Annotated in this window: 24 protein-coding genes; 14 read left to right on the top strand and 10 right to left on the bottom strand. The window is 69.3% G+C overall.

Translation table 11 applies throughout. The features are described 5' to 3' along the window. Positions 1-111 precede the first annotated feature (111 nt). The gene (locus AB0J78_RS17080) at positions 112-906 is read left to right on the top strand and encodes an exodeoxyribonuclease III (RefSeq protein WP_363789963.1); all 795 of its coding nucleotides are present in this window, start codon (positions 112-114) and stop codon (positions 904-906) included. Between the two features lie 123 nt (positions 907-1,029). Then, positions 1,030-1,416: a hypothetical protein gene (locus tag AB0J78_RS17075; RefSeq protein ID WP_363789961.1), complete on the top strand. Its 387-nt coding sequence runs from the start codon at positions 1,030-1,032 to the stop codon at positions 1,414-1,416. A 52-nt stretch (positions 1,417-1,468) separates the two neighbouring features. On the opposite strand, the gene AB0J78_RS17070 is transcribed toward AB0J78_RS17075, so the two are convergent. Both AB0J78_RS17070 and AB0J78_RS17065 read right to left on the bottom strand, forming a co-directional pair. Continuing rightward, positions 1,469-1,843 (bottom strand): VOC family protein, encoded by a 375-nt coding sequence (locus AB0J78_RS17070; RefSeq protein ID WP_363789958.1) that lies wholly within the window; start codon positions 1,841-1,843, stop codon positions 1,469-1,471. A 253-nt stretch (positions 1,844-2,096) separates the two neighbouring features. Beyond that, positions 2,097-2,672 (bottom strand): dihydrofolate reductase family protein, encoded by a 576-nt coding sequence (locus tag AB0J78_RS17065; RefSeq protein ID WP_363789956.1) that lies wholly within the window; start codon positions 2,670-2,672, stop codon positions 2,097-2,099. A 101-nt stretch (positions 2,673-2,773) separates the two neighbouring features. On the opposite strand from AB0J78_RS17065, the gene AB0J78_RS17060 reads away from it, so the two are divergent. Next, complete coding sequence (locus tag AB0J78_RS17060; RefSeq protein ID WP_363789954.1) at positions 2,774-3,304, top strand: TIGR03086 family metal-binding protein; 531 nt, start codon at positions 2,774-2,776, stop codon at positions 3,302-3,304. Here the strand turns inward: AB0J78_RS17060 and AB0J78_RS17055 are convergent. Further along, positions 3,282-4,517 carry an FAD-dependent oxidoreductase gene (locus AB0J78_RS17055; protein ID WP_363789952.1) on the bottom strand — a complete coding sequence of 412 codons (1,236 nt, stop codon included), beginning with the start codon at positions 4,515-4,517 and terminating at the stop codon, positions 3,282-3,284. The genes AB0J78_RS17060 and AB0J78_RS17055 overlap by 23 nt on opposite strands. Positions 4,518-4,753: 236 nt before the next feature. Then, positions 4,754-6,247: a S8 family serine peptidase gene (locus AB0J78_RS17050; RefSeq protein WP_363789950.1), complete on the bottom strand. Its 1,494-nt coding sequence runs from the start codon at positions 6,245-6,247 to the stop codon at positions 4,754-4,756. Between the two features lie 174 nt (positions 6,248-6,421). Between AB0J78_RS17050 and AB0J78_RS17045 the strand changes: the two genes are divergently transcribed. The 4 genes from AB0J78_RS17045 (at position 6,422) to yhjD (ending at position 11,698) form a co-directional block, all read left to right on the top strand. Continuing rightward, positions 6,422-9,007 (top strand): bifunctional FO biosynthesis protein CofGH, encoded by a 2,586-nt coding sequence (locus AB0J78_RS17045; RefSeq protein ID WP_363789948.1) that lies wholly within the window; start codon positions 6,422-6,424, stop codon positions 9,005-9,007. 297 nt (positions 9,008-9,304) lie between these two features. Continuing rightward, positions 9,305-9,514: a hypothetical protein gene (locus AB0J78_RS17040; protein WP_363789946.1), complete on the top strand. Its 210-nt coding sequence runs from the start codon at positions 9,305-9,307 to the stop codon at positions 9,512-9,514. Positions 9,515-9,557: 43 nt separating this feature from the next. Continuing rightward, complete coding sequence (gene trpS / locus AB0J78_RS17035) at positions 9,558-10,601, top strand: tryptophan--tRNA ligase (protein ID WP_363789944.1); 1,044 nt, start codon at positions 9,558-9,560, stop codon at positions 10,599-10,601. Between the two features lie 62 nt (positions 10,602-10,663). Further along, on the top strand, positions 10,664-11,698 hold the full coding sequence (yhjD, locus tag AB0J78_RS17030) for an inner membrane protein YhjD (RefSeq protein WP_363789942.1): 1,035 nt from the start codon (positions 10,664-10,666) through the stop codon (positions 11,696-11,698). 39 nt (positions 11,699-11,737) lie between these two features. Here the strand turns inward: yhjD and AB0J78_RS17025 are convergent, their stop codons facing one another. Further along, positions 11,738-13,021 (bottom strand): D-alanyl-D-alanine carboxypeptidase family protein, encoded by a 1,284-nt coding sequence (locus tag AB0J78_RS17025; RefSeq protein ID WP_363789940.1) that lies wholly within the window; start codon positions 13,019-13,021, stop codon positions 11,738-11,740. Positions 13,022-13,114: 93 nt separating this feature from the next. Between AB0J78_RS17025 and AB0J78_RS17020 the strand changes: the two genes are divergently transcribed. Continuing rightward, positions 13,115-13,342: a hypothetical protein gene (locus AB0J78_RS17020; RefSeq protein ID WP_363789938.1), complete on the top strand. Its 228-nt coding sequence runs from the start codon at positions 13,115-13,117 to the stop codon at positions 13,340-13,342. A 141-nt stretch (positions 13,343-13,483) separates the two neighbouring features. Here the strand turns inward: AB0J78_RS17020 and AB0J78_RS17015 are convergent, their stop codons facing one another. From AB0J78_RS17015 to sdhC, 4 genes are all read right to left on the bottom strand, one after another. Next, positions 13,484-14,269: a succinate dehydrogenase iron-sulfur subunit gene (locus AB0J78_RS17015; RefSeq protein ID WP_363789936.1), complete on the bottom strand. Its 786-nt coding sequence runs from the start codon at positions 14,267-14,269 to the stop codon at positions 13,484-13,486. Continuing rightward, a complete protein-coding gene (gene sdhA, locus AB0J78_RS17010) occupies positions 14,269-16,059 on the bottom strand; it encodes a succinate dehydrogenase flavoprotein subunit (protein ID WP_210970438.1) in 1,791 nt (596 codons plus the stop codon). The genes AB0J78_RS17015 and sdhA overlap by 1 nt, the downstream gene beginning before the upstream one ends. Positions 16,060-16,147: 88 nt before the next feature. After that, complete coding sequence (locus AB0J78_RS17005) at positions 16,148-16,567, bottom strand: succinate dehydrogenase hydrophobic membrane anchor subunit (protein WP_132675818.1); 420 nt, start codon at positions 16,565-16,567, stop codon at positions 16,148-16,150. A gap of 6 nt (positions 16,568-16,573) precedes the next feature. Then, entirely contained in the window at positions 16,574-17,008 is a 435-nt protein-coding gene (gene sdhC, locus AB0J78_RS17000; RefSeq protein ID WP_363789932.1) for a succinate dehydrogenase, cytochrome b556 subunit, read from the bottom strand. A gap of 520 nt (positions 17,009-17,528) precedes the next feature. On the opposite strand from sdhC, the gene AB0J78_RS16995 reads away from it, so the two are divergent. The 6 genes from AB0J78_RS16995 (at position 17,529) to AB0J78_RS16970 (ending at position 24,659) form a co-directional block, all read left to right on the top strand. Continuing rightward, positions 17,529-18,614, top strand: a complete 1,086-nt coding sequence (locus AB0J78_RS16995) for a BMP family ABC transporter substrate-binding protein (protein WP_363790433.1) — start codon at positions 17,529-17,531, stop codon at positions 18,612-18,614. Between the two features lie 195 nt (positions 18,615-18,809). Continuing rightward, positions 18,810-20,339, top strand: a complete 1,530-nt coding sequence (locus AB0J78_RS16990; RefSeq protein ID WP_363789930.1) for an ABC transporter ATP-binding protein — start codon at positions 18,810-18,812, stop codon at positions 20,337-20,339. A gap of 138 nt (positions 20,340-20,477) precedes the next feature. Next, positions 20,478-21,566, top strand: coding sequence for an ABC transporter permease (locus tag AB0J78_RS16985; protein WP_363789928.1), 1,089 nt, complete (start codon positions 20,478-20,480; stop codon positions 21,564-21,566). After that, on the top strand, positions 21,563-22,819 hold the full coding sequence (locus AB0J78_RS16980) for an ABC transporter permease (protein ID WP_363789926.1): 1,257 nt from the start codon (positions 21,563-21,565) through the stop codon (positions 22,817-22,819). Before AB0J78_RS16985 ends, AB0J78_RS16980 begins: the two co-directional genes overlap by 4 nt. Continuing rightward, a complete protein-coding gene (locus AB0J78_RS16975; RefSeq protein WP_363789924.1) occupies positions 22,816-23,193 on the top strand; it encodes a cytidine deaminase in 378 nt (125 codons plus the stop codon). The genes AB0J78_RS16980 and AB0J78_RS16975 overlap by 4 nt, the downstream gene beginning before the upstream one ends. A 173-nt stretch (positions 23,194-23,366) precedes the next feature. Next, a complete protein-coding gene (locus tag AB0J78_RS16970; protein WP_363789922.1) occupies positions 23,367-24,659 on the top strand; it encodes a thymidine phosphorylase in 1,293 nt (430 codons plus the stop codon). A 3-nt stretch (positions 24,660-24,662) separates the two neighbouring features. Here AB0J78_RS16970 and AB0J78_RS16965 read toward each other — a convergent pair whose 3' ends face one another. Next, the gene (locus AB0J78_RS16965; RefSeq protein ID WP_363789920.1) at positions 24,663-25,901 is read right to left on the bottom strand and encodes a hypothetical protein; all 1,239 of its coding nucleotides are present in this window, start codon (positions 25,899-25,901) and stop codon (positions 24,663-24,665) included. Positions 25,902-26,023 lie beyond the last annotated feature (122 nt).

The raw sequence follows: 26,023 nt of genomic DNA, 5'->3' as shown, positions 1-26,023 counted from the left end.
ATAACGGAGCGTTGAAATCCGCTCCAAATCCGTCGGCGGGGTCGATCAGCGGTGGAAATCACCCGTGCGGGGCGGTCCATCTGCTGAAAAGCACTCGATAGGCTCGTCGTTGTGCTGACTTTGTCAACGGTGAATGTAAATGGTTTGCGCGCCGCCGCGAAGAAGGGATTCGTCGAGTGGCTCGCGGAGACCGGTGCGGACGTGATCTGCATGCAGGAGACCCGCGCCGAGCCCGACCAGCTCACCGCGGAGGTGCGCGAACCCGCCGGCTGGTGCACGGCGCTCGCCCCGAGCTCGGCCAAGGGCCGCGCGGGAGTGGCGATCTACAGCCGCACCGAACCGGAGGCCGTCCGCATCGGCTTCGGCTCGGCCGAGTTCGACGACAGCGGTCGCTACCTGGAGATCGACCTCCCGGGCGTCACGATCGCCAGCCTCTACCTGCCCAGCGGTGAGGTCGGCACCCCGCGCCAGGACGAGAAGGAGCGCTTCATGAAGGAGTTCGGCGAACACCTCGCCGGACTCCGCGAGCGCGCCGCCTCCGCCGGCCGCGAGGTCGTGGTCTGCGGCGACTGGAACATTGCCCACCGCGAGGTCGACCTGAAGAACTGGAAGGCCAACCAGAAGTCCGCGGGTTTCCTCCCGGAGGAGCGGGCGTGGCTGACCGAGGTCTTCGAGTCCGGCTACACCGACGTCGTCCGCGACCTCCACCCCGAAGGCCCCGGCCCCTACTCGTGGTGGTCCTACCGAGGCAAAGCCTTCGACAACGACTCCGGCTGGAGGATCGACTACGTCGTCAGTTCCCCCGGCCTGGCGAGTCGTTGCACGAAGGCCTACGTCGAGAAGGCCCCGAGCTACGACAAGCGCTGGTCGGACCACGCTCCCGTGACAGCGGTGTTCGACTTCTGAGCGCTGCTCGCAACGCCAGTTGGACCATGCGGGTCTCGAACCGCTGGCGCCTCGCCTGGTCCAGCCGACCACGTGCCTGTGCGGGGTTGACTTCGAGTTTGGTCGAGATTGAACACTCGTGGCATGTTGAATTCTGATGAAGGTCCGATCCTCTTCCGGAACACGATGCGGATCACCGATGGGCATCTCGACGAGTTCAAGGCCGCGGTGCGCAAGGCGGTGGAGTTCGTCGAGGAGCGCGGTCCGCAGCTGATGGTGGACGTGTTCATCGACGAGGAACGGATGCTGGCCTACAGCTACCAGCTCTACCGCGACTCCGATGCGATCCGGGAGCACTGGCGGCTCTCCGACCCCTACATCCGCGGCGTCATGGAGCACTGCGAGGTGGAGCGCTTCGACGTCCACGGAAATCCGGACCAAGCGGTTCGCGACGGTCTTCGCCCGATGGCCGAATCCGGAACGCCGCTCACCATCACCGGACGCACGACCGGTTTCGCTCGCTTCGCATGAGGGCGTTCGACCGGCGGGCGCGAATTCGCGATGAATTCGCGCCCGCTCGAATTCACAGGTACGGCGTCGTGATCATTTCCAGGCCGTGGCCGGCCGGGTCTTTGAAGTAGACGCCGCGACCTCCGTGGTCGTGGTTGATCCGACCCGGTTCGGCGCCGCGCGGATCGGCCCAGTGGTCGATGTCGCGCTCCTGGATCCGCGCGTAGGCGCGGTCGAAGAGGCCGTCGTCGACCAGGAAAGCGTAGTGCTGCATCTGGATCTCCACCGGCGGTTCGGCGAATTGCAGCAGCACGCCTCCGTCGAGCTGGACGTTGGTGAACACGCCCCACGACAGGGCTTCCGGAACCTCGAAGAGCTCCCGGTAGAACCGCGCTGATTCCTCACGATCTTTCGCGGCGATGATGGTGTGGTTGAACGTGACGCTCACAGATCTCTCCTCAGTGGACGGTCAAGTCGTCGTGGAGGAGCGCGGGCTGAAGCGGTGTCGGCGCGCTCGTCCGCCGTCATGAGAGACGGGTGGGAGAAGATCACCCCCTCCCGAACGAGAGGGGGATGGGCGCGCGGCCCGCGGAGAGGTCAGCTCTCCACCGGGTAGCCAATCCGTGCGTGGCGCGTCGCCGTCCCGGTAATCACGAGCAAAAAGCTAGCCGGAACGAGGTCGGGATCGCAATGGAATTCCGTCACCACTTTCGATAAGTGAGGTGTACGACGCCGCTGTTGAAGGGTTTCGCGTCGGCCAGTTCGAATTGCGATGGGGAGAACTCGCCGTCGAACATCGGGATTCCCGCGCCCGCCACGACCGGGTGCAGCTTGACGATCAGCTCGTCGATCTCGGGCCGCAGCGCCGCCGCGAGCTTCCCTCCGCCGCACAGCCAGATGCCCGCACCCTGCTCGCGCTTGAGCTCGCGCACCTTCTCCAGCGGATCGGTGGAGACGAATTCCACCGTCGGGTCCGGGGTTTCGGTGATGCTGCGCGAGAACACGATGCTGCGCAGGTGCCGGTAGGCGTTGGTGATGCCCTCCCGCATTCCGATCTCCCAGCTGCCGCGTCCTTGCAACACCGTGTCGAAGTGCTTGTTGGGAACGTCGTCGAGTCCGAACATCGGTCGGACGTGCGAGGGCAGCAGTTCCGGGAATTCGGCGCGCAGGAAATCGCCGTGGTCGCCCTCGTGCAGGAAGAAGTCGGGGTTGTCGTTGTCCGGACCGGTGATGCGGCCATCGATCGTCGACGCGATCATGTAGGTCATTCTTCGCATTTCGGCCCCCTCGTGGTCCTCGGTGACTGTAGCGGCGCGGCGATGAGTTCGGCGGCTCTTTTCCGTCTACCTCTCCGAGAAGCCGTTCGAGGAGGTCTGCGTTGATCGATCTGACACCCGCCTGCCGCCGGCTGGTCGAGCTGCTGAGCGCCGTGACCGACGACCAGCTGGACCTGCCGACCCCGTGCTCGGAGTACGCGGTCCGCGGCCTCATCGCGCACGTCGACGAGGCGGCGCAGGGTTTCACCGCGCTGGCCTCGGCGAGACCGGGCCCTGGCGACGCCCGCTCGCACGTGCTGGAGCTGGCCGACGCGTGGTCCGCTCCGGCCGCCTGGCGAGGCGAGACCGAAGTGGGCGGGGTCCCGTTGCGCAACGAGGTCTGGGGCCGCATCGCGCTCACCGAGGTGGTCGTCCACGGCTGGGACCTGGCGCAGGCCACCGGAGCGCGGTTTCACCTTCCCGAGGACACCTTGCGGGCCTGCTGGGCGCACGTGCGGGTGTTCGTCCCCAGCGCACCGCTGCCGGAGCTGTGGGGCCCCCCGGTCGACGTCGCCGACGACGCGCCGCTGCTGGACCGGATCGTCGCCATGACCGGACGTGCTCCCGGACTCAGCGAGCGATGTGCTCGTTGAGCGGAACGCTGGGATCGCCGAGCGCCTGGCGGTCGATGGTGGTGCCGGAGGTGATGAGGGTCTTGATCGGCTCGGTGACGTCCCAGATGTTGACGTTCATGCCCGCGAGCACCCGGCCCTCGGAGAGCCAGAAGGCGATGAACTCGCGGGTCGCGACATCACCCCGGAACAGCACCTCGTCGTAGTCGCCCGGTTCGACGTGCCCGAGGTACTCCATGCCCAGGTCGTACTGGTCGGTGAAGAAGTACGGCAGCTCGGAGTAGCTGGTGTCGCCGCCGAGCATCGACGATGCGGCGACGGCGGGCTGGTTGAGGGCGTTGTTCCAGTGCTCGACGCGGATCTGCCTGCCCAGCAGCGGGTGGAACGCGTTGGCGACGTCGCCCGCGGCGACGATGTTCGGGTCACCGGTCCGCAGCGTGGCGTCGACGAGGACGCCGTTGGAGACCCGCAGCTTCGCCTCGGCGGCCAGTTCCACGTCCGGGTCGACGCCGACCGCGATCAGCACCGCCTGGGCGTCGATCTCCAGCCCGTCGGTCAGCCGCACCCCGGTGACCTTCCCCGACGGCGCGAGGATCTCGTCGACCGCCGTGGTGAAGCGGAAGGACACGCCGCGCTCGCGGTGCATGGCGGCGAAGACCTCCGCGACCTCGCGGCCGAGGACCCGCAGCAGCGGCAGTTCGGCGGTCTCGACCACCGTCACGCCGACACCGGCCTGGCGGGCGGCAGCGGCGACCTCCAACCCGATCCAGCCCGCGCCGACCACCACCAGGTCCTCGATGTTGGCCAGGGCCTCCTTGATGCGGTCGGAGTCGCCCACCCTGCGCAGGTGCAGCACGCCTTCGGCGTCGTGGCCTGGGACGGGGATCGAGCGGGGATGGGCTCCGGTGGCCAGCATCAGCTTGTCGAACTCCAGCCTGGTCCCGTCGGCGAGCTCGACCTGGCGCAGCGAGCGGTCGATGTGCCGCGCGGAGGTGTTCAGGCGCAGGTCGACGCGGTTGTCGGCGTACCAGGTCTCGGGGTGCACGTAGGCGGTGTCGAACTCGGCGCTGCCCATCAGGTACTCCTTGGACAGCGGCGGGCGCTCGTAGGGCCGGTGCGCTTCATCGCCCAGCAGCGTGATCCGCCCGTCGAACCCCTGGTCGCGCAGCGCCTCGGCGCCCTTGGCCCCGGCCATGCCGGCGCCGACGATCACGAAACTCTCCGAATCTCCCACCCCCGAAGCGTCCTGCCGCCAGGAGAACCGGGCAACCGGAGCCGACGAGGTCGATCCCGTCGACGACCTGGTCGAAGAGCCAGCCCCTGAGTCGCCTCGTCGAGTGAAAGATCCCGATTTCAGTGGAAACCAGGGCACGGATTTCCGCTGAAATCCGGGTCACCCGAGGTGCGGCGGGGTGGGGTCCCGCCCTGCCGGGGACTTGGCCGGCTGGCAGGGCGGGGCCGGGGACGGGACTACTTGGTGACCGCGTCGAGGGCGTCGATCAGGCCCGCGCCGTAGAAGCCGGCTCCGGTGGAGCCGCCGGTGCAGACCGCGTCGACGACGCCGTCGCCGTCCCCGTCGTAGTCCTTCGGGCACGGCAGCGCGTCGGACTGGTTGTTCAGCGCGCCGATGACCTGCTGCGCGGTCCACTCCGGGTGGGTGCTGCGCAGCAGAGCGGCGACACCCGCGGCGTGCGGGCCCGCCATGGAGGTGCCCTGCATCCAGCCCCAGCCACCGCCGGGGACGCTGGAGAGGATGCGGCCGTTGGCCGACGGGGTCTGCGGGATCTGCCGCGCGTCACCGCCGGGTGCGGTCACCGAGATCGAGCCGAGGCCGTAGTTGGAGTAGTACGACTTCACGGCGTTGACGCCCACGGCCGACACCGACACGACGCCCGGCAGCTCGCCAGGGAGGATGTGGCAGTCCGGCCCGGTGTGGCGGTCCTGAGTCGGGCCGCCGTTGTTCGGGCTGTTGGTGTCGTGGATCGGCTGCGACAGGTCCCAGTTGCTGTTGCCCGCGGAGACGACGTTGACCACGTCGTGGCCCTCGGCGTAGGCGACCGCGCGGTGGACCGCCTCGGCGGCGGCCCTCTGGTCCGGGTCGCTGTCGCACCACAGGTACCAGGGATCGACGAAGTAGGAGTTGTTGGTGACGTCGAAGCCGTGCTCGGCGGCCCAGATGAACCCGCAGATCGCGTACTCGGGGTAGATGAACCCGCCGTCGTCGATCACGCGGACCGAGGCGAGCGTGACGTTCGGGGCCACCCCGGCGACGCCGACGCCGTTGCGCGCGGCGGCGATGGTGCCCGAGACGTGCGTGCCGTGGTCCTGCGTCGGGTCCTGCGGCTGCCACGCCTCCTGGCTCTGGTCCGGCACGCCTTCGTTGACGCAGCTCACCGACCGGGAGACGTCGAGGTTCGGCGCCAGGTCGGGGTGCGTGGGGTCGATGCCGTAGTCCAGCACGCCGACGGTGGTGTCCTTGCTGCCCTGCGAGATCGCGTTGGCCTGGTCGGCCTTGATCTGCGGCAGGTCCCACTGGTCGGCTTCCAGCGGCTCCTCGCCGTCGGCGGCGAAGGTGCCGATGCCGTTCGCGGTGCCTTCCAGGGTTTCCAGCCGGGTCGACTGCGCGGGCGGCAGCTGCTCGGCGAGGTTGCGGCTCGCTCCGGCCTGCTCGACGCCCGGCTGCTGCCGGACGGACGCGGCGAAGGCCGGATCCGGCGAGGACGCGACGACCACGCCGATCTGCGGCCAGCTCTGCACGACCGCACCCCCGACGGTGCGCACCGATTCCTCGGTCTGCGCGAGTCCGTCACCGACGGGGCCGACGACCACGAAGTGCGCGGGAACCGCCGGGGCGGCGGGCGCTTCTGGCGCGGAGCCGAGCAGCCCGGCGGGTAACAGCAGGGTCAGCGCGAGAGCCGAGCCTGCGATCCGCAGCGAACGGCCTCTCCTACTTCTGCGTGACAACTTGTCCCTCCTTGGAGACGAAGAATGGTTCACCCAGTGATATTCGTCCGGATTTTGCGCCTGATTCGGGGATAGGCGTCAGGGCTCAACGGAGTAATTCGGTAGCCGAAAGTGAGGGACTGCGCACGCAGATGACGGCTGGGCAACGACTTCGAGCCGACTTAGAGTCGTCAGGTGTCGGTTGCAGATTTGAACATCACCCCGCCGGAACAGACCCCGAGCTCATCGGCGATGCGACGTGCGCTGCGCCGCGCCACCGACGGCGTCTCGCTCGACGCCACCGAAGCCGCGGTTCTGCTGCACGCGCGCAGCGATGACCTGGACAAACTCCTGACGGCGGCCGGTAAGGCGCGCGATGCGCACCTGGTCGCCGAGGGGCATCCGGGCATCGTCACCTACAGCCGCAACGTGTTCATCCCGCTGACCAGGTTGTGCCGGGACCGTTGCCACTACTGCACTTTCGCCACGGTTCCGCACAAGGTGGAATCGGCGTTCCTGGAACGCGACGAGGTCCTGGAGATCGCCCGCCAGGGTGCCGCCGCGGGCTGCAAGGAAGCCCTGTTCACGTTGGGGGACCGCCCGGAGGAGCGCTGGTCGGCCGCCCGCGAGTGGCTGGAAGCGCGGGGCTACTCCTCCACGGTGGACTACGTCCGCTCCTGCGCGATCGCGGTGCTGGAGGAGACCGGCCTGCTGCCGCACCTGAACCCGGGAGTGCTGTCCTGGTCGGAGCTGACCAGGCTCAAGCCGGTCGCGGCCAGCATGGGCATGATGCTGGAGACGACCTCGGAGCGGCTCTGGAGCGAGAAGGGCGGCCCGCACTTCGGCAGCCCGGACAAGGAACCGGCCGTCCGCAAGCGGGTCCTCACCGACGCCGGACGCGTCGCTGTGCCCTTCACCAGCGGAATCCTGATCGGCATCGGCGAAACCCGCACCGAGCGGGCCGAATCGCTGCTGGAGCTGCGGCAGAGCGCCCGTCAGTACGGGCACATCCAGGAGATCATCGTCCAGAACTTCCGGGCCAAGCCGGACACCGCGATGCGCGGCATGCCGGACGCCGACCTGGAAGAACTGGCCGCCACCATCGCCGTCGCCCGGCTGCTGATGCCCTCGGGCGTGAGCGTGCAGGCTCCGCCGAACCTGGTGGGCGAGGAACACCTGCTGATGCTGCGCGCCGGTATCGACGACTGGGGCGGCGTGTCGCCGGTGACCCCGGATCACGTCAACCCGGAACGCCCGTGGCCGCATGTCGACGAGCTCACCGAGCTCACCGGCAAGGCCGGTTTCCAGCTGCGCGAGCGGCTCACCGCCTACCCGCGCTACGTGCGCAAGGGCCTGGCCGGGGACTCGACGCAGTGGCTGGACCTGCGGGTCGCCTCGCACGTCGACGCGCTCTCGGACTCCGACGGCTTCGCCGATCCTGATGCCGAGATCGCGGGTCGCGAGTGGCAGGAGCCGGACGGCGGTTTCGAGTCGATCGGCCGCACCGACCTGCACCGCAGCATCGACACCGACGGCCGCACGGAGGACCGGCGCACCGACTTCGACACCGTCTACGGCGACTGGGACGAGCTGCGCGGCCAGGTCCCGACGGCGGCGTCCCCGGAACGGCTGGACGCCGACGTCAAGAAGGGGCTGCGGCTGGCCGAGTCGGACCCGGCATCGCTGCTGGAGGAGCAGCACCACGAGGCCGCGATGGCGTTGATGACCTGCGAGGGGCCGGCGATGGACGAGCTCGCCGGCATCGCCGACCGGTTGCGGCGCGAGGTCGTCGGAGACGACATCACCTACGTGATCAACCGCAACATCAACTTCTCCAACATCTGCTACGTCGGCTGCCGGTTCTGCGCCTTCGCCCAGCGCGAGCGGGACGCCGACGCCTACCGGCTCTCGCCGGAGGACGTCGCCGACCGCGCCGACGAGGCGTGGCGGGCCGGGGCCACCGAGGTCTGCGTGCAGGGCGGCATCGACCCGAGGCTGCCGGTGTCGGGCTACGCCGACCTGGTGCGGGCGGTGCGGCGGCGGGTGCCCGAGATGCACGTCCACGCGTTCAGCCCGATGGAGATCGTCAGCGCTTCGGCGAAGGCGGGCGTGACGGTGCAGGACTGGCTGGCCGAGCTCAAGGAGGCCGGTCTGGGCAGCATCCCGGGAACGGCGGCCGAGATCCTCGACGACGAGGTCCGCTGGGTGCTGACCAAGGGCAAGCTGCCCGCTGCGGAGTGGATCGAGGTGGTCAGCGCGGCGCACCGGCTGGGCATCCCGTCCTCGTCGACGATGATGTACGGCCACGTCGACCACCCGGAGCACTGGCTGGGGCACTTCCGCACGCTGGCGGGGGTGCAGGACCGGGCGCGCGAGCACGGCCAGGCCGGGTTCACCGAGTTCGTGCCGCTGCCGTTCGTGCACCGCAACGCCCCGATCTACCTCGCTGGCCTGGCCCGGCCGGGGCCGACGCGGCGGGACAACCGGGCGGTGCACGCGATGGCCCGGGTCCTGCTGCACGGGCGGATCGACAACGTGCAGACCTCGTGGGTCAAGCTCGGCGACGCCGGAACCACCGAGGTGCTCCACGGCGGTGCCAACGACGTCGGCGGCACGCTGATGGAGGAGACGATCAGCCGGATGGCCGGATCGGAGCACGGTTCGGAGCGCAGCGCGGAGGAGCTGCACGAGCTGGCCGCCCGCGCGGGACGCACTGCGCGGCAACGCACTACGACGTATGGGCGAGTGGGTCAGGTGCAGCTCGGCGTCACCGCTGTTTGAGGGCCTGACTGCGCCATTTGAGTGTTATTCAGGTCACTAGGTGACGCTACGTGGGGTCGACGGGGCGTCGACCCCACCGCTCACCTGCGATGCCGTTGATCATCTACCCGGCGGAAGCCGCTCAGGTCCGGAAAATATGATCACCCTGTCGTGGTTGGTTTACGCAAGGCAACCGCGATCGCAACGGGCGGTCGGTACTGTCCGCCACCGGACCACACGAGTAGAGGGCCCCCAAGGGGTCAACTTCCGCAGGGAGGCACGCTCTTGCGTAGCCGAATATCTCGCGTGATCAGGCGAGTGTCCGCGCCTGGCGCCGTGGTGGCAGCGCTGATGCCGGTCACCACGGGCTTCGCCGAAGCCCAGTCCGAGGTCTCCGTGATGGCGGCTCCGTCGATGGACTCGCTCGGCCCGGTCGGCCTGAGCGCCGTCGTGCTCGGCGTCGCCGGCATGGTCGTCGGAGTGTTCCGCAAGAAGAAGATCCAACCGGAGAACCAGCGCAAGGGTTGAACCCGGTCCCGCGCGCGAGGCGGCGCTTGCGAGAATCGGCTTCGTGAGCAGCGACAGCCCCGCAACCCAGACCAGCGAGCAGACCGCGGGCCGGCCCCGCGTCCTCTCGGGCATCCAGCCGACCGCCGACTCCTTCCACCTCGGCAACTACCTCGGCGCCCTGCGGGAATGGGTCACCATGCAGGACACCTACGAGTGCTTCTACAGCGTCGTCGACCTGCACGCGATCACCGTCGAGCAAGACCCGGGACTGCTCCGGCAGCGCACCCGGGTCTCCGCCGCGCAGCTGCTCGCCCTCGGCATCGACCCCGACCGCTCCGCGCTGTTCGTGCAGAGCCACGTCCCCGAGCACGCGCAGCTGTCCTGGGTCCTGGAGTGCATCGCCGGGTTCGGCGAGGCCGGCCGGATGACCCAGTTCAAGGACAAGTCCGCCCGCCAGGAGGCCGACCACGTCAGCGTCGGCCTGTTCACCTACCCGGTCCTGCAGGCCGCGGACATCCTCGTCTACCAGGCCGACGCCGTCCCGGTCGGCGAGGACCAGCGCCAGCACCTGGAGCTCACCCGCAACCTCGCGCAGCGCTTCAACTCCCGCTTCGGCAAGACCTTCACCGTTCCGGCGGCCCACATCCCGAAGGACACCGCCAAGATCTACGACCTGCAGGACCCGACCTCCAAGATGAGCAAGTCGGTTCCCAGCGGCGTGATCGAGCTGATGGAGGACCCGAAGCGCTCGGCGAAGAAGATCCGCTCCGCGGTCACCGACACCGGTCGCGAGATCCGCTACGACGCGGAGAACAAGCCCGGCGTCTCCAACCTGCTGGCGATCTACTCGGCGCTGACTGGGCAGAGCATCGCCGAGCTCGAAACCTCCTACGAAGGACGCGGCTACGGCGACCTGAAGAAGGAGCTCGGCGAGGTCGTCGTCGAGTTCGTGACGCCGCTGCAGCAGAAGGTCAACGCCTACCTCGACGACCCGGCCGAGCTGGACAAGGTCCTGCACCGGGGAGCGGAGAAGGCCCGCGAGGTCTCCTCGCAGACGCTGCGGACCGTGTTCGAACGGGTGGGATTCCTTTCTCCGCTGCGCTGAAGTGATCAACTGCGGGTAGCCTGCCACCGTTCGGGGGATAGCCGTTTGGTGGGAGGCGCACCATGGCGGGTCAACAGGAGCAACCGGGCCGCCTGGCCCGGTTGCGGCAGCGGCACGCGTGGCTCGACAGGTTGATCCGGGCCTTCGGCCGGTATCAGCAGCAGTACGGCGACTACTACGCCGCCGCGATCACCTACTTCAGCGTGCTGGCCCTGGTGCCGCTGCTGATGATCGCGTTCGCGGTGGCCGGTTTCGTGCTGAGCGGGAACCCCGAGCTGCTGGCGAGCCTGAGGAGCTCGATCACCACGGCGGTCCCGAGCCCCGCGATGAGCGACATGCTCAACCAGGTCGTCGACCAGGCCATCAAGCAGGCCGGAGCCGTCGGGATCATCGGTCTGCTCACCGCCCTGTACTCGGGGCTGGGCTGGATGACGAACCTGCGCGAGGCGCTGACCGCGCAGTGGACGCAGATCCCGAAACCGCAGCCGATGCTCAAGAGGATGGGCTCCGACCTGCTCTCGCTGCTGGGTCTCGGCCTGGCGATGGCGCTGTCGTTCGGCATCAGCGCGCTGGGCGGCGGGGCCGGGCGGCTGCTGCTGGAAGCCGCCGGGTTCGAGCGCAGCGTCATCGCGGGGATCGTGCTGCGGGTGCTGTCGATCCTGCTGTCGCTGCTGGCCGGGTGGCTGGTGTTCGTGTGGGTCCTCGCGCGGCTGCCGCGCAGCCCGGTGTCCCTGCGCAGCGCCGTCTGGGGCGCGCTGTTCGCCGCCCTGGGATTCGAGGTCCTCAAGCAGGTCGGCGTGATCTACCTGAACACCGTCACGAACTCGCCAGCCGGCGCCGCGTTCGGCCCGATCCTGGGTCTGCTGGTGTTCGCGAACCTGATGTCGCGCTTCATCCTCTTCGTCACCGCGTGGACCGCCACGTCCTCGGAGAACCTGAAACCGGATCCGGTCGAGGCCCCGGGCCCGGCGATCATCCGCCCCGCCGTGCGGGTCCGCAGGGGCGCCGGCGTCCGCACCGCGGCGGGCATGATCGGCGCCGGAGCCGTGGCCGGCTGGCTGCTCCGCAAGCCGACCCGGTCGCGCCGCGACTCCTGACCGGCCTCGCGGGGCCGCGAGGCCGGTCGGTTGCGGTCCTCAGGGGTGTTCCGCGCCTTCGGCCGAGGTCTGGCGGCGGGCTTGGGCGAGTTGGGCCCTGCGCCTGCGGAGGAGCACCGCGACGGCGACCGCGACGAGGGCGACCGCGAGCAGGAACAGCGGTCCGGTGACGCTGCCGAAGAACGACGACTGGTTGGCACCGACCGCGGCGGGTGGCGGCACGTCGGCCCGCGCGGCCGGGACCGCCTCGGGAGCGCGCGGTGAGGTCGTCACGAGCTCGCCCACCGAGGTGCCCTTGGGCAGCGAGAAGCCGTAGTCGAGCATCGCCATCGTCTGGTGCGACAGCCGCACCGGGCTGTTCTCGCCGCGCACCATCACCGCCACCAGGCGGCGCCCGTCGCGCTGCGCGGAGCCGATGAAGGTGTGCCGCGCGTCGTCGGTGAACCCGGTCTTGCCGCCCAGGCCGCCGGGGTAGTTGCGCAGCACCTGGTTGTCGCTCCACAGCTCGAACGGCGGCTGTCCGGGAGCTCCTGGCAGGAACATCATCGGGGTGGCGATGGCGTTGGCGAAGGCGGGTTCGCGCATCGCGACCCGAAAGATCGTGGCCAGGTCGTAGGCGGAGGTGCTCATGCCCGGCCCGTCCAGACCGGACGGGGTCGCCGCGCGGGTGTCCAGGGCGCCGATCTCGGCGGCCAGGGCGTTCATCTTCGCCAGGGTCGCCGGTACGCCGCCCATCTTCACGGCCAGCGCGTGCGCGGCGTCGTTGCCGGAGCCCATCAGCATCGCCTGGAGGACCTGCCCGACGCCGTAGGTCATCCCGGGCAGCAGGCCGATGCGGGTGCCCTCCTGGTTGGCGTCCTCCTGGGTGGCGACCAAGGTGTCGTCGAGCTTGAGCTCGCGCAGCGCGGTCAGCGCGGTGAGCACCTTGATGGTGGAGGCCGGGCGCTGCCGGGCGTGGGCGTCCTTGGCGGCGAGGATCTCGCCGGAGTCGATGTCGGCCAGCACCCAGCCGGCGGCGGAAGCCGTGACGTCCGGAGGCGGGGCGGGCTGGTTCGGCGCGCTCAGCAGCGCGCAGTCGGCCAGCCGGTCACCTCCCACCGGGGTCTCCGGCACCGGTACCGGGGTCGGGGCGGGCTGTCCGGGCGGGGGGACCTCGGAGGTGTCGACGGCGGGTGGTGGTGCTTCGGCGTTGGGGCAGGCGGGCGCCTGCGCTGCGGCGGGCGCGGTGGTCAGCAGCGGGAGGGCGACGAGCAGCGCAGCGAAAACCGGCCAAAACGGCTGTTTCGCACGGGATTTCGTCGAACGATGAGAACGCGGAGGCACACGTGAGAGGTTAACGGGTCACGTCCATGAACGTTCCCGGAGCAACGGGACCGGACCACCGGGTGAGCCCGGTAACAGCGGATACTCGACCGCGTGACGATTTCTCGCCGAGTTGCGCTGTTCCTGCTGGCCTTCGGGGTCTGGTCCTACTTCCTGTGGCCCACGTTCATGCGCAACATCTGGAACAGCGACCGCTCCTGGGCGCAGGGCAGCCCCACGGCCTACCTGATCGTCCACCTGGTCATCGCCGTGGTCTCCCTGGTCCTGGGCACCATCATCGGAGTCCTCGGCTGGAGGGCCTACCGAGCCACACGCCCCTGACCAGCCCCTTTCGAATTTCGCGCGAAATTCGACTCCACCTCGTGAGGCTCAAACTTCGCGCGAAGTTCGAAAGGCGTCCCTCGAACGTGACGACGGCGCCCACCCCGAGGGTGAGCGCCGTCGTCACGATCGAAGAGCAGCTCAGCGGCGGCGGAACATCAGCGCGCGCTTGACCTCCTGGATCGCCTTGGTGACCTGGATGCCACGCGGGCAGGCGTCCGTGCAGTTGAAGGTCGTGCGGCAGCGCCACACGCCGTCGACGTCGTTGAGGATATCCAGGCGCTCCTCAGCGGCCTCGTCACGGCTGTCGAAGATGAACCGGTGCGCGTTGACGATCGCGGCCGGGCCGAAGTAGTTGCCGTCCGACCAGTACACCGGGCACGACGTGGTGCACGCCGCGCACAGGATGCACTTGGTGGTGTCGTCGAAGCGCTCGCGCTCGGCGACCGACTGGATCCGCTCGCGGGTCGGCTCGTTGCCGGTGGTCTTCAGGTACGGCTGGACCGCCCGGTAGGCCTCGAAGAACGGCTCCATGTCGACGACCAGGTCCTTCTCCAGCGGAAGGCCCTTGATCGGCTCGATGGTCAGCGTGGTCTCGCCGTCCTTGTTGAGCATGTCCTTCATCAGGACCTTGCAGGCGAGCCGGTTGACGCCGTTGATCCGCATCGCGTCCGAGCCGCACACGCCGTGCGCGCACGACCGGCGGAACGTGAGCGTTCCGTCGACGTACCACTTGATGTAGTGCAGCAGGTTGAGCACGCGGTCCGACGGCAGCGTCGGGATCCGGTACGACTCCCAGTGCGGTTCGTCGTCCTGCTCCGGGTTGTAGCGGAGCAGCTTCACGGTGACCATCACCGCGTCGTCCGGGATCGGCGGGGCGTCATCCGGAATAGGGGTGGCGTTCTTCTCTGTGGTGGCGGCAGTCATCAGTACTTACGCTCCATCGGCTGGTACCGGGTGACGGTGACCGGCTTGTAGTCCAGGCGGATGTCGGCCTGGAACCCGGTCAACCCGAGCGGCGCGTTCGGATCTTCGGACTCGGGCAGCACCTTGTACTGCATGCTGTGCCGCATGAAGTTGGTGTCGTCCCGGGAGGTGTAGTCCTCGCGGGCGTGGCCGCCGCGGGACTCCTTGCGGGCCAGCGCCGCGTTGACCAGGGCCTCGGCCAGGTCGAGCAGGAAGCCCAGCTCGATGGCCTCCAGCAGGTCGGAGTTGTACCGCTTGCCCTTGTCGTGCACGGCGATCCGGCCGTAGCGCTCCTTGAGCGCCTGCACGTCCGACAGCGCCGTCTTCAGCGTCTCCTCGGTGCGGTACACCGACGCGTTGGCGTCCATCGTCTGCTGCAGTTCGGTGCGGATGGTGGCGACCCGCTCGCCGCCGCTGGCGGTGCGCAGGTGGTCGACCATGCCCTCGACCAGCTTGGCCGGGTCTTCCGGGATCTCCACGAACTCGTGGCCGTGGGCGTACTCGGCGGCGGCGATGCCGGAGCGGCGGCCGAACACGTTGATGTCCAGCAGCGAGTTGGTGCCCAGGCGGTTGGAGCCGTGGACCGACACGCAGGCGCACTCACCGGCGGCGTAGAGGCCGGGGACCACGGTCTCGTTGTCGCGCAGCACCTCGCCCTGCACGTTCGTGGGGATGCCGCCCATGGCGTAGTGCGCGGTCGGGTAGACCGGCACCGGCTCCTCGGTCGGCTCCACGCCCAGGTAGGTGCGGGAGAACTCCATGATGTCCGGGAGCTTGGACATCAGCAGCTCTTCACCGAGGTGGGTGACGTCGAGAAGCACGTAGTCCTTGTTCGGACCCGCACCGCGACCTTCCAGCACCTCCAGGGCCATCGACCGGGCGACGATGTCGCGCGGTGCGAGGTCCTTGATCGTCGGTGCGTAGCGCTCCATGAAGCGCTCGCCGTCGGCGTTGCGGAGGATGCCGCCCTCGCCGCGGACGCCCTCGGTGATGAGGATGCCCAGGCCGGCCAGGCCGGTCGGGTGGAACTGGTAGAACTCCATGTCCTCCAGCGGCAGGCCCTTGCGGTAGACGATGCCCATGCCGTCACCGGTGAGGGTGTGGGCGTTGGAGGTCGTCTTGAAGACCTTGCCGAACCCGCCGGTGGCGAACACGACGGCCTTGGCCTGGAAGACGTGGATCTCGCCGGTGGCCAGCTCGTAGGCGATGGCGCCGGTGCAGACCTGCTCGCCGTCCGCGCCCTCGCTCATCATCACGTCGAGGACGTAGAACTCGTTGTAGAACTCCACGCCGTGCTTGACGCAGTTCTGGTACAGCGTCTGCAGGATCATGTGGCCGGTGCGGTCCGCGGCGTAGCAGGCCCGGCGGACCGGGGCCTTGCCGTGGTCGCGGGTGTGGCCACCGAAGCGGCGCTGGTCGATCTTGCCCTCGGGGGTCCGGTTGAACGGCAGCCCCATCTTCTCGAGGTCCAGGACCGCGTCGATGGCTTCCTTCGCCATGATCTCGGCGGCGTCCTGGTCGACCAGGTAGTCACCGCCCTTGATCGTGTCGAAGGTGTGCCACTCCCAGTTGTCCTCTTCGACGTTGGCCAACGCCGCGCACATCCCGCCCTGCGCCGCACCGGTGTGCGAGCGGGTGGGGTAGAGCTTGGTCAGCACGGCGGTCCTGGCGCGCTGGCCGGACTCGATCGCCGCGCGCATCCCGGCGCCACCGGCGCCGACGATGACCACGTCGTACTTGTGGAATTGCATGGTCGCCTCCTCGGGCTGTGGCGTGACCCGCGATCGGCAGCCAACGCCTGCCTGCTATCGGCCTCGCCACGCTGTGGTCTCTGCGGCGCTAGCCGATGTTCGGGTCGAAGGTGAAGATCACGAAGCTGCCCAGACCCACGGTCAGCAGGACGGAGACGTACAGCAGCATCTTCAGCCAGAAGCGTGTGCCGTCTTTGCGGGAGTAGTCGTTGATGACGGTACGAAGGCCGTTGCCGCCGTGCAGGCCGGCCAGCCACAGCATCGTCAGGTCCCAGAACTGCCAGAACGGGGAGGCCCAGCGACCCGCCACGAAGGCGAAGTTGATCTTGTGGACGCCGCCGTCCAGGAACAGCATGATCAGCAGGTGGCCCAGCACCAGGAACAGCAGGACCACGCCGGACAGGCGCATGAACAACCAGGCGTAGAGCTCGAAGTTGTTGCGGCGCGCTGCGGGCCGGCTCGGGGTGCGCGGCTTCTCCACGGCGAGAGGTGCGTCGGTGACGGACATTGGCGCTTAACCCCCGAAGATTTCCGTGACGGCGCGGGTGAGCATGCTGATCGCGGCCGGAACCATCAGGACCAGCCAGAGCACGAGCACGGTCCAGAGCATGGGCTTCTGGTACTTCGTGCCCTGGGACCAGAAGTCGACCAGCATGACTCGGATGCCGTTGAACGCGTGGAAGAGCACCGCGGCCAGCAACCCGAGTTCGAAGAGGATCATCACTGGGTGCTTGTAGGTCTCGATGACCGTGTCGTACGCGTTCGGCGACACCCGGACGAGCGCGGTGTCCAGGACGTGCACGAACAAGAAGAAGAAGGTGAGTACGCCCGTGATCCGGTGGGCGACCCACGACCACATGCCCAGATCGCCGCGGTAGAGACGCCCCTTGGCGCGCACGGTTTCGGCGTGCGCCGGTGCGTTGGCCGCGGAGGCGGTGGTGCTGGCCATGGTGGAAGGCCTCCAACCTCGCTGGTGGACTGGCGGCCCCGCGTTCGGGAACAGGGGCGGCCGGCCCCGAGTTGCAGTTGGTCCCAAACGATGTTGGGTGCACGCCCGTCACCGGCCACGAACTGGGGCCTTGACGAATTGGATGCTAGACCCGACTAATCGCCTCGGCCTACTCGCCCGAGCCGTCTGTGATCGACCAGACAAGCCACGCACATCTGTTAATCGAGTAAGAAATCATTTCGTGACACATGAGCAATGCCCAAGCAGCAGCGTCAAGCCTTAATTTCGAGAGTCACGTCACCGGCTGACGTGCACCGCGCACGGAGCGCGTTGATCCACTCGAAAGTGGATCTTCGCTCGGCGCCGCGAGCCCCGCTGATCCGGGGCGCGGCCGGGGGAGCGCGGTGGTCTCGAATGAAAGGGGAACGGCATGCGGCGAACGCCGACACGATTACGGCGCTCGGGTGCCGGAACGCGGCGCAGGAGCGTCGCCACGGTCGCACTGCTGCTCACCGGTGCCATGGCGCTGGCGGGCTGCGCGAAGGACACCGGTGGTGGTGGGAGCAACGCCGGTGGGGGGAACGGGCCGTGCCGGCTGAGCGCGCCGCCCGCTGGAGCCCCCGCGGCTCCGACGAGCGCGACGACCCAGCAGATGCCGCCGCCGAACGCGAGTGCGATGCGGGTCGGCGTGGCCTTCGACATCGGCGGGCGCGGGGACGCCTCGTTCAACGACGCCTCGGTCGCGGGTCTGGACCGGGCCAAGGCCGACATGGGCCTGGGGGAGACCAAGGAGCTCGACGCGGGCGCGGGTGAGCCCGAGGACGCCAAGCAGACCCGGCTGCGCCAGCTCGCGCGCGAGGGCTTCAACCCGGTCATCGCGGTCGGCTACGCCTACGCCGACGCGGTCAAGCTCGTCGCGCCGGAGTTCCCCGGCACCAAGTTCGCCATCATCGACGAGCAGGTCGACGGCATGCCGAACGTCACCCCGCTGGTCTTCGCCGAGGAGCAGGGCTCCTTCCTGGCGGGCGTGGTGGCCGCGCACAAGTCGAAGAACTGCCACATCGGTTTCGTCGGTGGCGTGCAGACGCCGCTGATCCAGAAGTTCGAGGCCGGTTTCGCGGCAGGCGCGAAGGCTGCCGCCCCGGACATCAAGATCGAGAACGAGTACCTGACCCCGGCCGGTGACTTCAGTGGCTTCCAGGACCCGAACAAGGGCTCCGAGGTCGCCACCGGTCAGCTGGAAGCGGGCGCGGACGTGATCTACCACGCGGCGGGCGCCTCCGGTAAGGGCGTGTTCGGCGCGGTCAAGGGCGCGGGCGCGCAGGCCATCGGGGTCGACTCCGACCAGTACAATCAGCCCACCGTGGCCGAGTACAAGGACGTCATCATCAGCTCGATGCTCAAGCGCATCGACCTGGCGGTCTACGACTACATCGCCGCCGTCGCCCGCAACGACCTGAGCACGGTGCCGAAGGAGTTCGACGTCGCCATCGACGGGGTCACCTACTCCACCTCGGGCGGCAAGATCGACGACCTCAAGACCACCCTGGACGCCTACGAGGCCGCGATCGCGGGCGGTCGGATCCAGGTCCCGGACAAGCCCTGATCGCGGGCGGCCTCCGGCCTGAGCAGAGATGATGAAGGGCACCTCGCTCTCACCGCGCGTGCCGGCGAGGTGCCCTCCCTCGTTTCGCCCTCCTGGTTGGCGGTTTCGCGCCAAGATGCCCGGTCGTGGACCGAAACCGTCCATTGTTGAGCGTCCATCTGGTTCGCTGCCGGTGGAGACGAGCCCTGGAGCACCATGAACACCTCTGCCGACCCGGTGTCCGACGGCCCACCGGCCGTCGAGCTGACCGGCATCACCAAGACCTTCCCCGGCGTCGTGGCCAACTCCGACGTCAACCTCACCGTCCGCGCGGGCGAGGTGCACGCGCTGTGCGGTGAGAACGGTGCGGGCAAGTCCACCCTGATGAAGATCCTCTACGGGATGCAGGCGCCGGACTCGGGAACCATCCGGGTGCGCGGCGAGGAGAGCGCCTTCCGCACCCCGGCCGAGGCCATCAGGACCGGGATCGGCATGGTCCACCAGCACTTCATGCTGGCCGACAACCTGACCGTGCTGGAGAACGTCGTGCTCGGCGCCGAGGGCGCCCACGGCATCGGCGGCAGGGCGCGCCGCCGGGTGCAGGAGCTGGCCGAGCAGGCCGGTTTCGAGCTCCGGCTGGACGTGCTGGTCGAACGCCTCGGCGTCGCCGACCGGCAGCGGGTGGAGATCCTCAAGGTCCTCTACCGGGGCGCGCGGATCATCATCCTCGACGAGCCCACGGCGGTGCTGGTGCCGCAGGAGGTCGACGAGCTGTTCACGACCCTGCGCACCATGCGTCGGCAGGGCTTCACGTTCCTGTTCATCTCGCACAAGCTCGACGAGGTGCGCAGCATCGCCGACACCGTCACGGTGCTGCGTCGCGGCACCACCGTCGGCACCGTCGGCGCGTCCGAGGTGACCAGCCGCGAGCTGGCCGAGATGATGGTCGGCAGCGAACTCCCCGTGCCCGAGCACGGACCGTCCACAGTGACCGATCGCGAAGTGCTGACGGTGTCCGGGCTTTCGGCCGCCGAGGCGGACCGCCCGGTGCTCGACGGCATCGACCTGACGGTGCGCGCGGGCGAGATCGTGGGCATCGCCGGCGTCGAGGGCAACGGCCAGACCGAGCTCGTCGAGGCCATCATGGGCATGCGCCCGGCCTCCGGGCAGGTCAAGCTGGGCGACCGGGACATGACCGCGCTGAGCACGCTCGCCCGCCGCGAGGCCGGCATCGGGTACGTGCCCGAGGACCGGCACCGGCAGGGCCTGCTGCTGGACGAATCGCTCTGGCAGAACCGCATCCTCGGCCACCAGACGCGACGCCCGGTCGCCCGGGGCCGGTGGCTGGACCGGCAGGGCGCCAAGGACGACACCCGCCGCATCGTCGAGCAGTTCGACGTGCGCACCCCCGGCATCGACGTCGACGCCGCCGCGCTCTCCGGGGGCAACCAGCAGAAGCTCATCATCGGCCGGGAGCTCTCCGGCGACCCGAAGCTGCTCATCGCCGCGCACCCCACGCGCGGCGTGGACGTGGGCGCGCAGGCGGGCATCTGGGAGCACCTGCGCAACGCACGGGCCGAAGGGCTCGCTGTGCTGCTGATCTCGGCCGATCTGGACGAACTCATCGGTCTCTCCGACACCATCCGGGTCATGTTCCGCGGCGGCCTCGTCGCCACCGCGGACCCGCGCTCGGTGACCCCGGAGCAGCTGGGAGCGGCCATGACAGGGACCCAGGAGGCGGTGTGAGACGCACTCTTCTTCCTCCTCGCAGCGCCGACCGGGGTGCGGGGTGTCCCCGCAAGACGCAGGAGGCGGTGTGAGGCGCACTCTTCTTTCTTCTCGCAACACCGACCGGGGTGCGGCCCGCAAGACTCAGGAGGCGGCGTGAACACCTGGCGGGCGCGGTTGCTGCCGCCGGCCTTGGCGATCGTCTTCTCCGCGGTGCTGTGCAGCGCGGTGCTGCTGATCTCCGGGGCCGATCCGATCGCGACGTTGCTGGAGATGGTCGCCCAGGTCGGTCGTGGCACGACCGCCGTCGACATCATCAACACCGCGGGCGCGTACTACCTGGTGGCGATCGCCGCCGCGATCGGGTTCCAGATGAACCTGCTCAACATCGGCATCGAGGGCCAGTGCCGGCTCGCCGCGTGCGTCGCCGCGATCGTGGCAGGCGCGGTGAGCCTGCCGTTCGGCCTGCACGCCGCGCTGGTCGTGGTGGTCGGTGCGGTCACCGGTGCCGCGTGGTGCGGGATCGCCGCGCTGCTCAAGGTCTACCGCGGGGTGTCCGAGGTGATCTCCACGATCATGCTCAACACCCTGTCCATCGGCCTGATCGCCTTCCTGGTGCGGGTCTTCGGCGAGATGCGCGGCAACAGCCAGGGCACCGCGATCATCCCCGGCAGCGGCCTGGTGCCCGGCATCCCGCTGGGCGGTGCGGGCACGGTGTTCGGCCTGGTGCTGCTGGCGGTGCTGGTCGGTGTCGGCTACGCGCTGCTCGTCGACCGCACGCGCTACGGCTTCGAGCTGCGCGCTTCGGGGCTGTCGCCGACGGCGGCCCGCGCGGGCGGGGTGAACTCCAAGCGCATGATCCTGACCGCGATGCTCCTCTCCGGGGCCATCGCGGGCCTGGCCGGGCTGCCGGAGATCCTCGGCCGCGACCACACCTTCACCGTCAACTTCCCGACCGGCTACGGCTTCGCCGGCCTGGCCATCGCACTGCTGGGCCGCAACCACCCGCTCGGCGTCGCGTTCGGCGCGCTGCTGTGGTCCTTCCTGGACAAGAGCTCGCTGACGCTGGACAACATCGGCGTTCCGAAGGAGATCGTGACCATCCTGCAGGGAACCATCGTGCTGGCGGTGGTGGTCGCCTACGAGCTGGTGCGCCGCCGCGAACTGGCCGCTGAGCAGCGGCGGGTCGGCAAGGCCGTGGAGACCGCCGAACCGGTCGCGGTGAGCGGAGGTGAGCGGGCATGACCACCGTGGTGGCAGAGAGGACGCCTTCCGCTCGCAGCGGGAGGACGATGCCCGGCTGGGCGCGGGTGCTGCTGTGGGTCGTGGTCGGGTTCGTCGCGCTGGCGATCACCTCCTACCAGACCGGAGTGCCGCAGCTGACCGGTTCGGGCACCGTGCAGGCCGCCGTGCGCCTGGGCATCCCGATCCTGCTGGCCGCCCTCGGCGGCCTGTGGGCGGAACGCGCAGGCGTGATCAACATCGGCCTCGAAGGCATGATGATCATGGGCACGTGGGGTGGCGCCTGGGCCGGCTACCAGTGGGGCCCGCTGGCGGGTCTGATCGCGGCGGCCGTGTTCGGCGGGCTCGGCGGACTGCTGCACGCGATCGCCACGGTCTCCTTCGGCGTGAACCACATCGTCTCCGGCGTGGCGATCAACCTGCTCGGAGCCGGAGCGGCGAAGTACCTGTCGACGCTGATCTTCGAGCCGATCTCGCAGAACCCGAGGCAGTCACCGCCGGTGCCGAAGTTCGACACCTACTCGATGCAGCCCCTCGCCGGCTGGCTCCAGCAGCTGGAAGACCTGCAGCGGGTCGGGATCTCCGACATCGCGGGCATCCTCGGCGGTCTCGTCTCGGGCGTCTCGCCGCTGACGATGCTGGCCTACCTGCTGGTCCCCGCGAGCTACCTGATCCTGTGGCGCTCTCCGTTCGGGCTGCGGCTGCGGTCCTGCGGTGAGAACCCGGTGGCCGCCGAATCCCTCGGCGTGAACGTCTACCGGTACAAGTACATCGCGGTGATCATCTCCGGTGCGCTGGCCGGGATCGGCGGTGCGGCCCTGATCCTCAACCCGGGCCAGGCCGGGTACCTCGAAGGGCAGACCAACAACCGCGGCTACATCGGCCTCGCCGCCATGATCTTCGGCAACTGGCGGCCGGGCGGCCTGCTCGGCGGTGCCGCGCTGTTCGGCTACTCGGACGGTCTCCAGCTGCGCAGCGGCGAGACCAGCGTGCACGCCCTGTTCTACGGGGCCGCGCTGCTGCTCGTGGCGGTCGCGGCGTGGCAGATCTGGCGGCGCAACCGGTTCGCCGCAGGGCTCGCGCTGGTGGCGGCCGCGGTGATGTACTCGATCTACTGGTTCACCGACGAGCTGCCCGAGGAGCTCACGGCCTACACCCCGCACCTGGTCACGCTGGTCGTGCTGGGCGTGGCCGCGCAGCAGCTGCGACCACCCGCGGCGAACGGCCTGCAATACCGGAGAGGTGCCGACCAGTGACCGACATCGACTGGGAATCCCTGCGCGCCAAGGCCGTCGAGGCCGCCGCGCTGGCCTACTGCCCGTACTCCGGGCTGCAGGTCGGTGCGGCGGCGCTCTGCGACGACGGACGCGTGGTGACCGGCTGCAACGTCGAGAACGGCTCCTACGGCGTGACGTTGTGCGCGGAGTGCACGATGGCCGGTCAGCTGCACCTCACGGGAGGCGGCCGGTTCGTCGCCGTCGCCTGCCGCAGCGGCACCGGCGACCTGCTCATGCCCTGCGGCCGCTGCCGCCAGGTCCTGCAGGAGCTCGGCGGCCCCGACTGCCTGGTCGACACCCCGCGCGGAGTCCTCCCGATGAGCCAGGTCCTCCCGGACGCCTTCGAACTCTGACCCACCGATGCCCCTCACCCCGCCCCGGCTGGGCCCCCGGCGTGGGTGGTGCGATGACCGACGCGAAGATCACTCGATCGAGGTGCATTCGACCGGATGCGCATTTCCGCGGGTGGGTTTCGCCTCTGTATTGGTGGGGGTGGAGCGAGCAGGCGAGTGCTGGAGGTGCCGTCGTGTTTTCCGCAGTTGACGTGATCCGGGCGAAGCGTGATGGGTCGCGGCTCAGCGACGAGCAGATCGACTGGGTCGTCGACGCCTACACCAGAGGCGACGTCGCCGACGAGCAGATGGCGGCGCTGGCCATGGCCGTGCTGCTGCGGGGCATGTCTCCGGAGGAGACCGCCCGCTGGACCGCGGCGATGGTCGCCTCCGGCGAAACGCTCGCGCTCGGCGGCCTGCCCAGGCCAACGGTGGACAAGCACTCCACGGGCGGAGTGGGCGACAAGATCACTCTGCCGCTGACACCGCTGGTCGCCGCCTGCGGCGCGGCGGTCCCGCAGCTCTCGGGCAGAGGACTGGGCCACACCGGGGGCACGCTGGACAAGCTGGAATCGATCCCCGGCTGGCGGGCGGGCCTGACGGCTGCGGAGATCCGCGACCGGTTGCGCGACGTCGGCGCCGTGATCTGCGCGGCGACCGAGGGCTTGGCGCCGGCTGATCGCAAGCTCTACGCCCTGCGCGACGTCACGGGAACGGTCGAGTCCGTGCCGCTGATCGCGAGCTCGATCATGAGCAAGAAGATCGCCGAAGGCGTGGAGTCGCTGGTCCTCGACGTCAAGTGCGGTTCGGGCGCCTTCATGAAGACCCCCGACCAGGGGAGGGAGCTCGCCGCCGCGCTGGTGGACATCGGCGCGGCCAACGGGCTGCGGATCAGCGCACTGATCACCGACATGTCGGTGCCGCTGGGCCGCGCGGTCGGCAATGCCGTGGAAGTCGCCGAGAGCATCGAGGTGCTGCGCGGCGGAGGGCCGCCGGACGTGGTGGAGCTGACCGTCGAACTGGCCCGCGAGATGCTGCACCACGCTGGAGTGCCCGATGTGGACCCTGCGGAGGTGCTGGCCGACGGGCGCGCCCACGAGGTCTGGTGCCGGATGATCTCCGCCCAAGGCGGAGACCCCGAAGCGGAACTCCCGCAGGCCCGGCACGTCGACACCGTCACCGCACCGGCGTCCGGCATGCTCACCCGGCTCGACGCCTACGCCATCGGCCTCGCGGCGTGGCGGTTGGGAGCGGGCCGGGCCCGCAAGGAGGACGCCGTCGACCACGCCGCCGGCGTCCTCTGCCTCGCCAAACCGGGTGAGCGGGTCATCGAGGGCCAGCCCCTGCTGGAGCTTCGCACGGATCGGCCCGAGACCCTCGCCACCGTTCGCGAATCCCTCGAGGGCGCGTATGAAATCAGCGGTGCCGACGTGAAGTCGACACCGCTGATCCTCGACAAGGTCACCGCGGACCGGTCATCCGGCTGAGGCTCAGGCGCTCTCGGCCGTGAAGTCCTCGTCGCCGCCTTCGATCGCCTTGTTCTCGCCGTTGTCCCGCTTGGCGCTCTTCGAGCGTCCGCGGCGCTGCTGACGGGGCAGCGTCGTGGGCGGCGGCGGGCTCGACTGGGCGCTGCCGCCGAGGATGAGCTCGGCGAACGTGGCCATGGCCTCGTCCAGCTGACCGGCGTGCCGCTGCTCGCTCTCCTCGTTGGCCTCGCGGACCAGGGCGTTGAGCTTGTCGGCGTCGGGACGCTGGGACAACGTGCCGGACAGCTGCGAGAGGTTCTGCGACAGCGTGCCGCCCAGCTCGCCCAGACCGGTCTTGACGCCTTCCTCGACGTTGTCCAGCCGGGTGCTGACGCCCTGCTCGACGGTGTCGATGCGGGTGTTGACGTTGTCCTCGACCTGGGTGAGGCGGCCGGAGACCTGGTCCAGCCGATCGGTCAGCGCCTCCAGGCGCTGCGCCAGGTCGTTGAGCTTGTCGCTCGGGTCCACGGCCGGGCGCTCGGCGAGGTGGTCCAGCTTGGAGTCCAGCTGGTCGCGCGAGCCGGAGACTGCCTCCGCGAGCTCCTTCTGCGAAGCGGCGAGCTCCTTCTGGGCCTCGCTGAGGCCCTTCTGGGTCGTGCCCGCGGAGTCGGAGACCGCGCGCTGCAGGGCCTCGCGGGTCCCGTCGAGGTGCTCGTGCACGCCCTCGTCGATCTCGGCGAACCGGCCGCGCAGGCTGGTCTCCAGCGAGTCGATGCGGTCGCGCACCGGGTCGTTGACCGACGCCGGGAGGGCTTCGAGGCGGCTGTCCTGCTTGTCCAGGTGCGAGCCGAGCTCGTCCATGCGCTTGTGGATGTGGCCGAGCTTGTCCTCCAGGCCGTCCATGCGGCCGGAGACGCCGTCCATCCGCCCCGCGACGCCGTCCAGGCGGCCGTCGAGCTGGGCGAAGGGCTTGGCGAGCTTGTCCACAATGGTCTCGACGGCGCCCTTGAGGTCCAGCAGCGCACCGTCGTGCGCCTCCAGCTTCGCCAGCGTCTCGTCGAGCCGCTCCGCGAGCACGCTGACCTCGGTGCGGTCGGGCAGCTCGGACAGGCGCTTGCGCACCGAGCCCAGGGACTCGAGCGGGGAGAGCCGGGCGTGGATTTCGTCGAGTGCGTCGAAAATCTGCTGTTGTTCGCTTTCGCGGATCTCAGCCGCACGCGTGAGCATGTTGCGCATGCGGTCGAACGACATGTTCTCGGTCACGGCTAGGGGCGTCCTTCGTCGAGGGGTGTGAGGACTTGAGAAGCCTAGCCACTGCATTCTCGCGCTCATAGCCGCCCCCCGTTACATTCCGCGACACCCATCCGCCAATTGGGGCCGATCAG

Source organism: Saccharopolyspora sp. NPDC049426 (assembly GCF_040676935.1).
Classification (GTDB): Bacteria; Actinomycetota; Actinomycetes; order Mycobacteriales; family Pseudonocardiaceae; genus Saccharopolyspora.
This window is presented reverse-complemented; position numbering and strand designations above follow the sequence as displayed.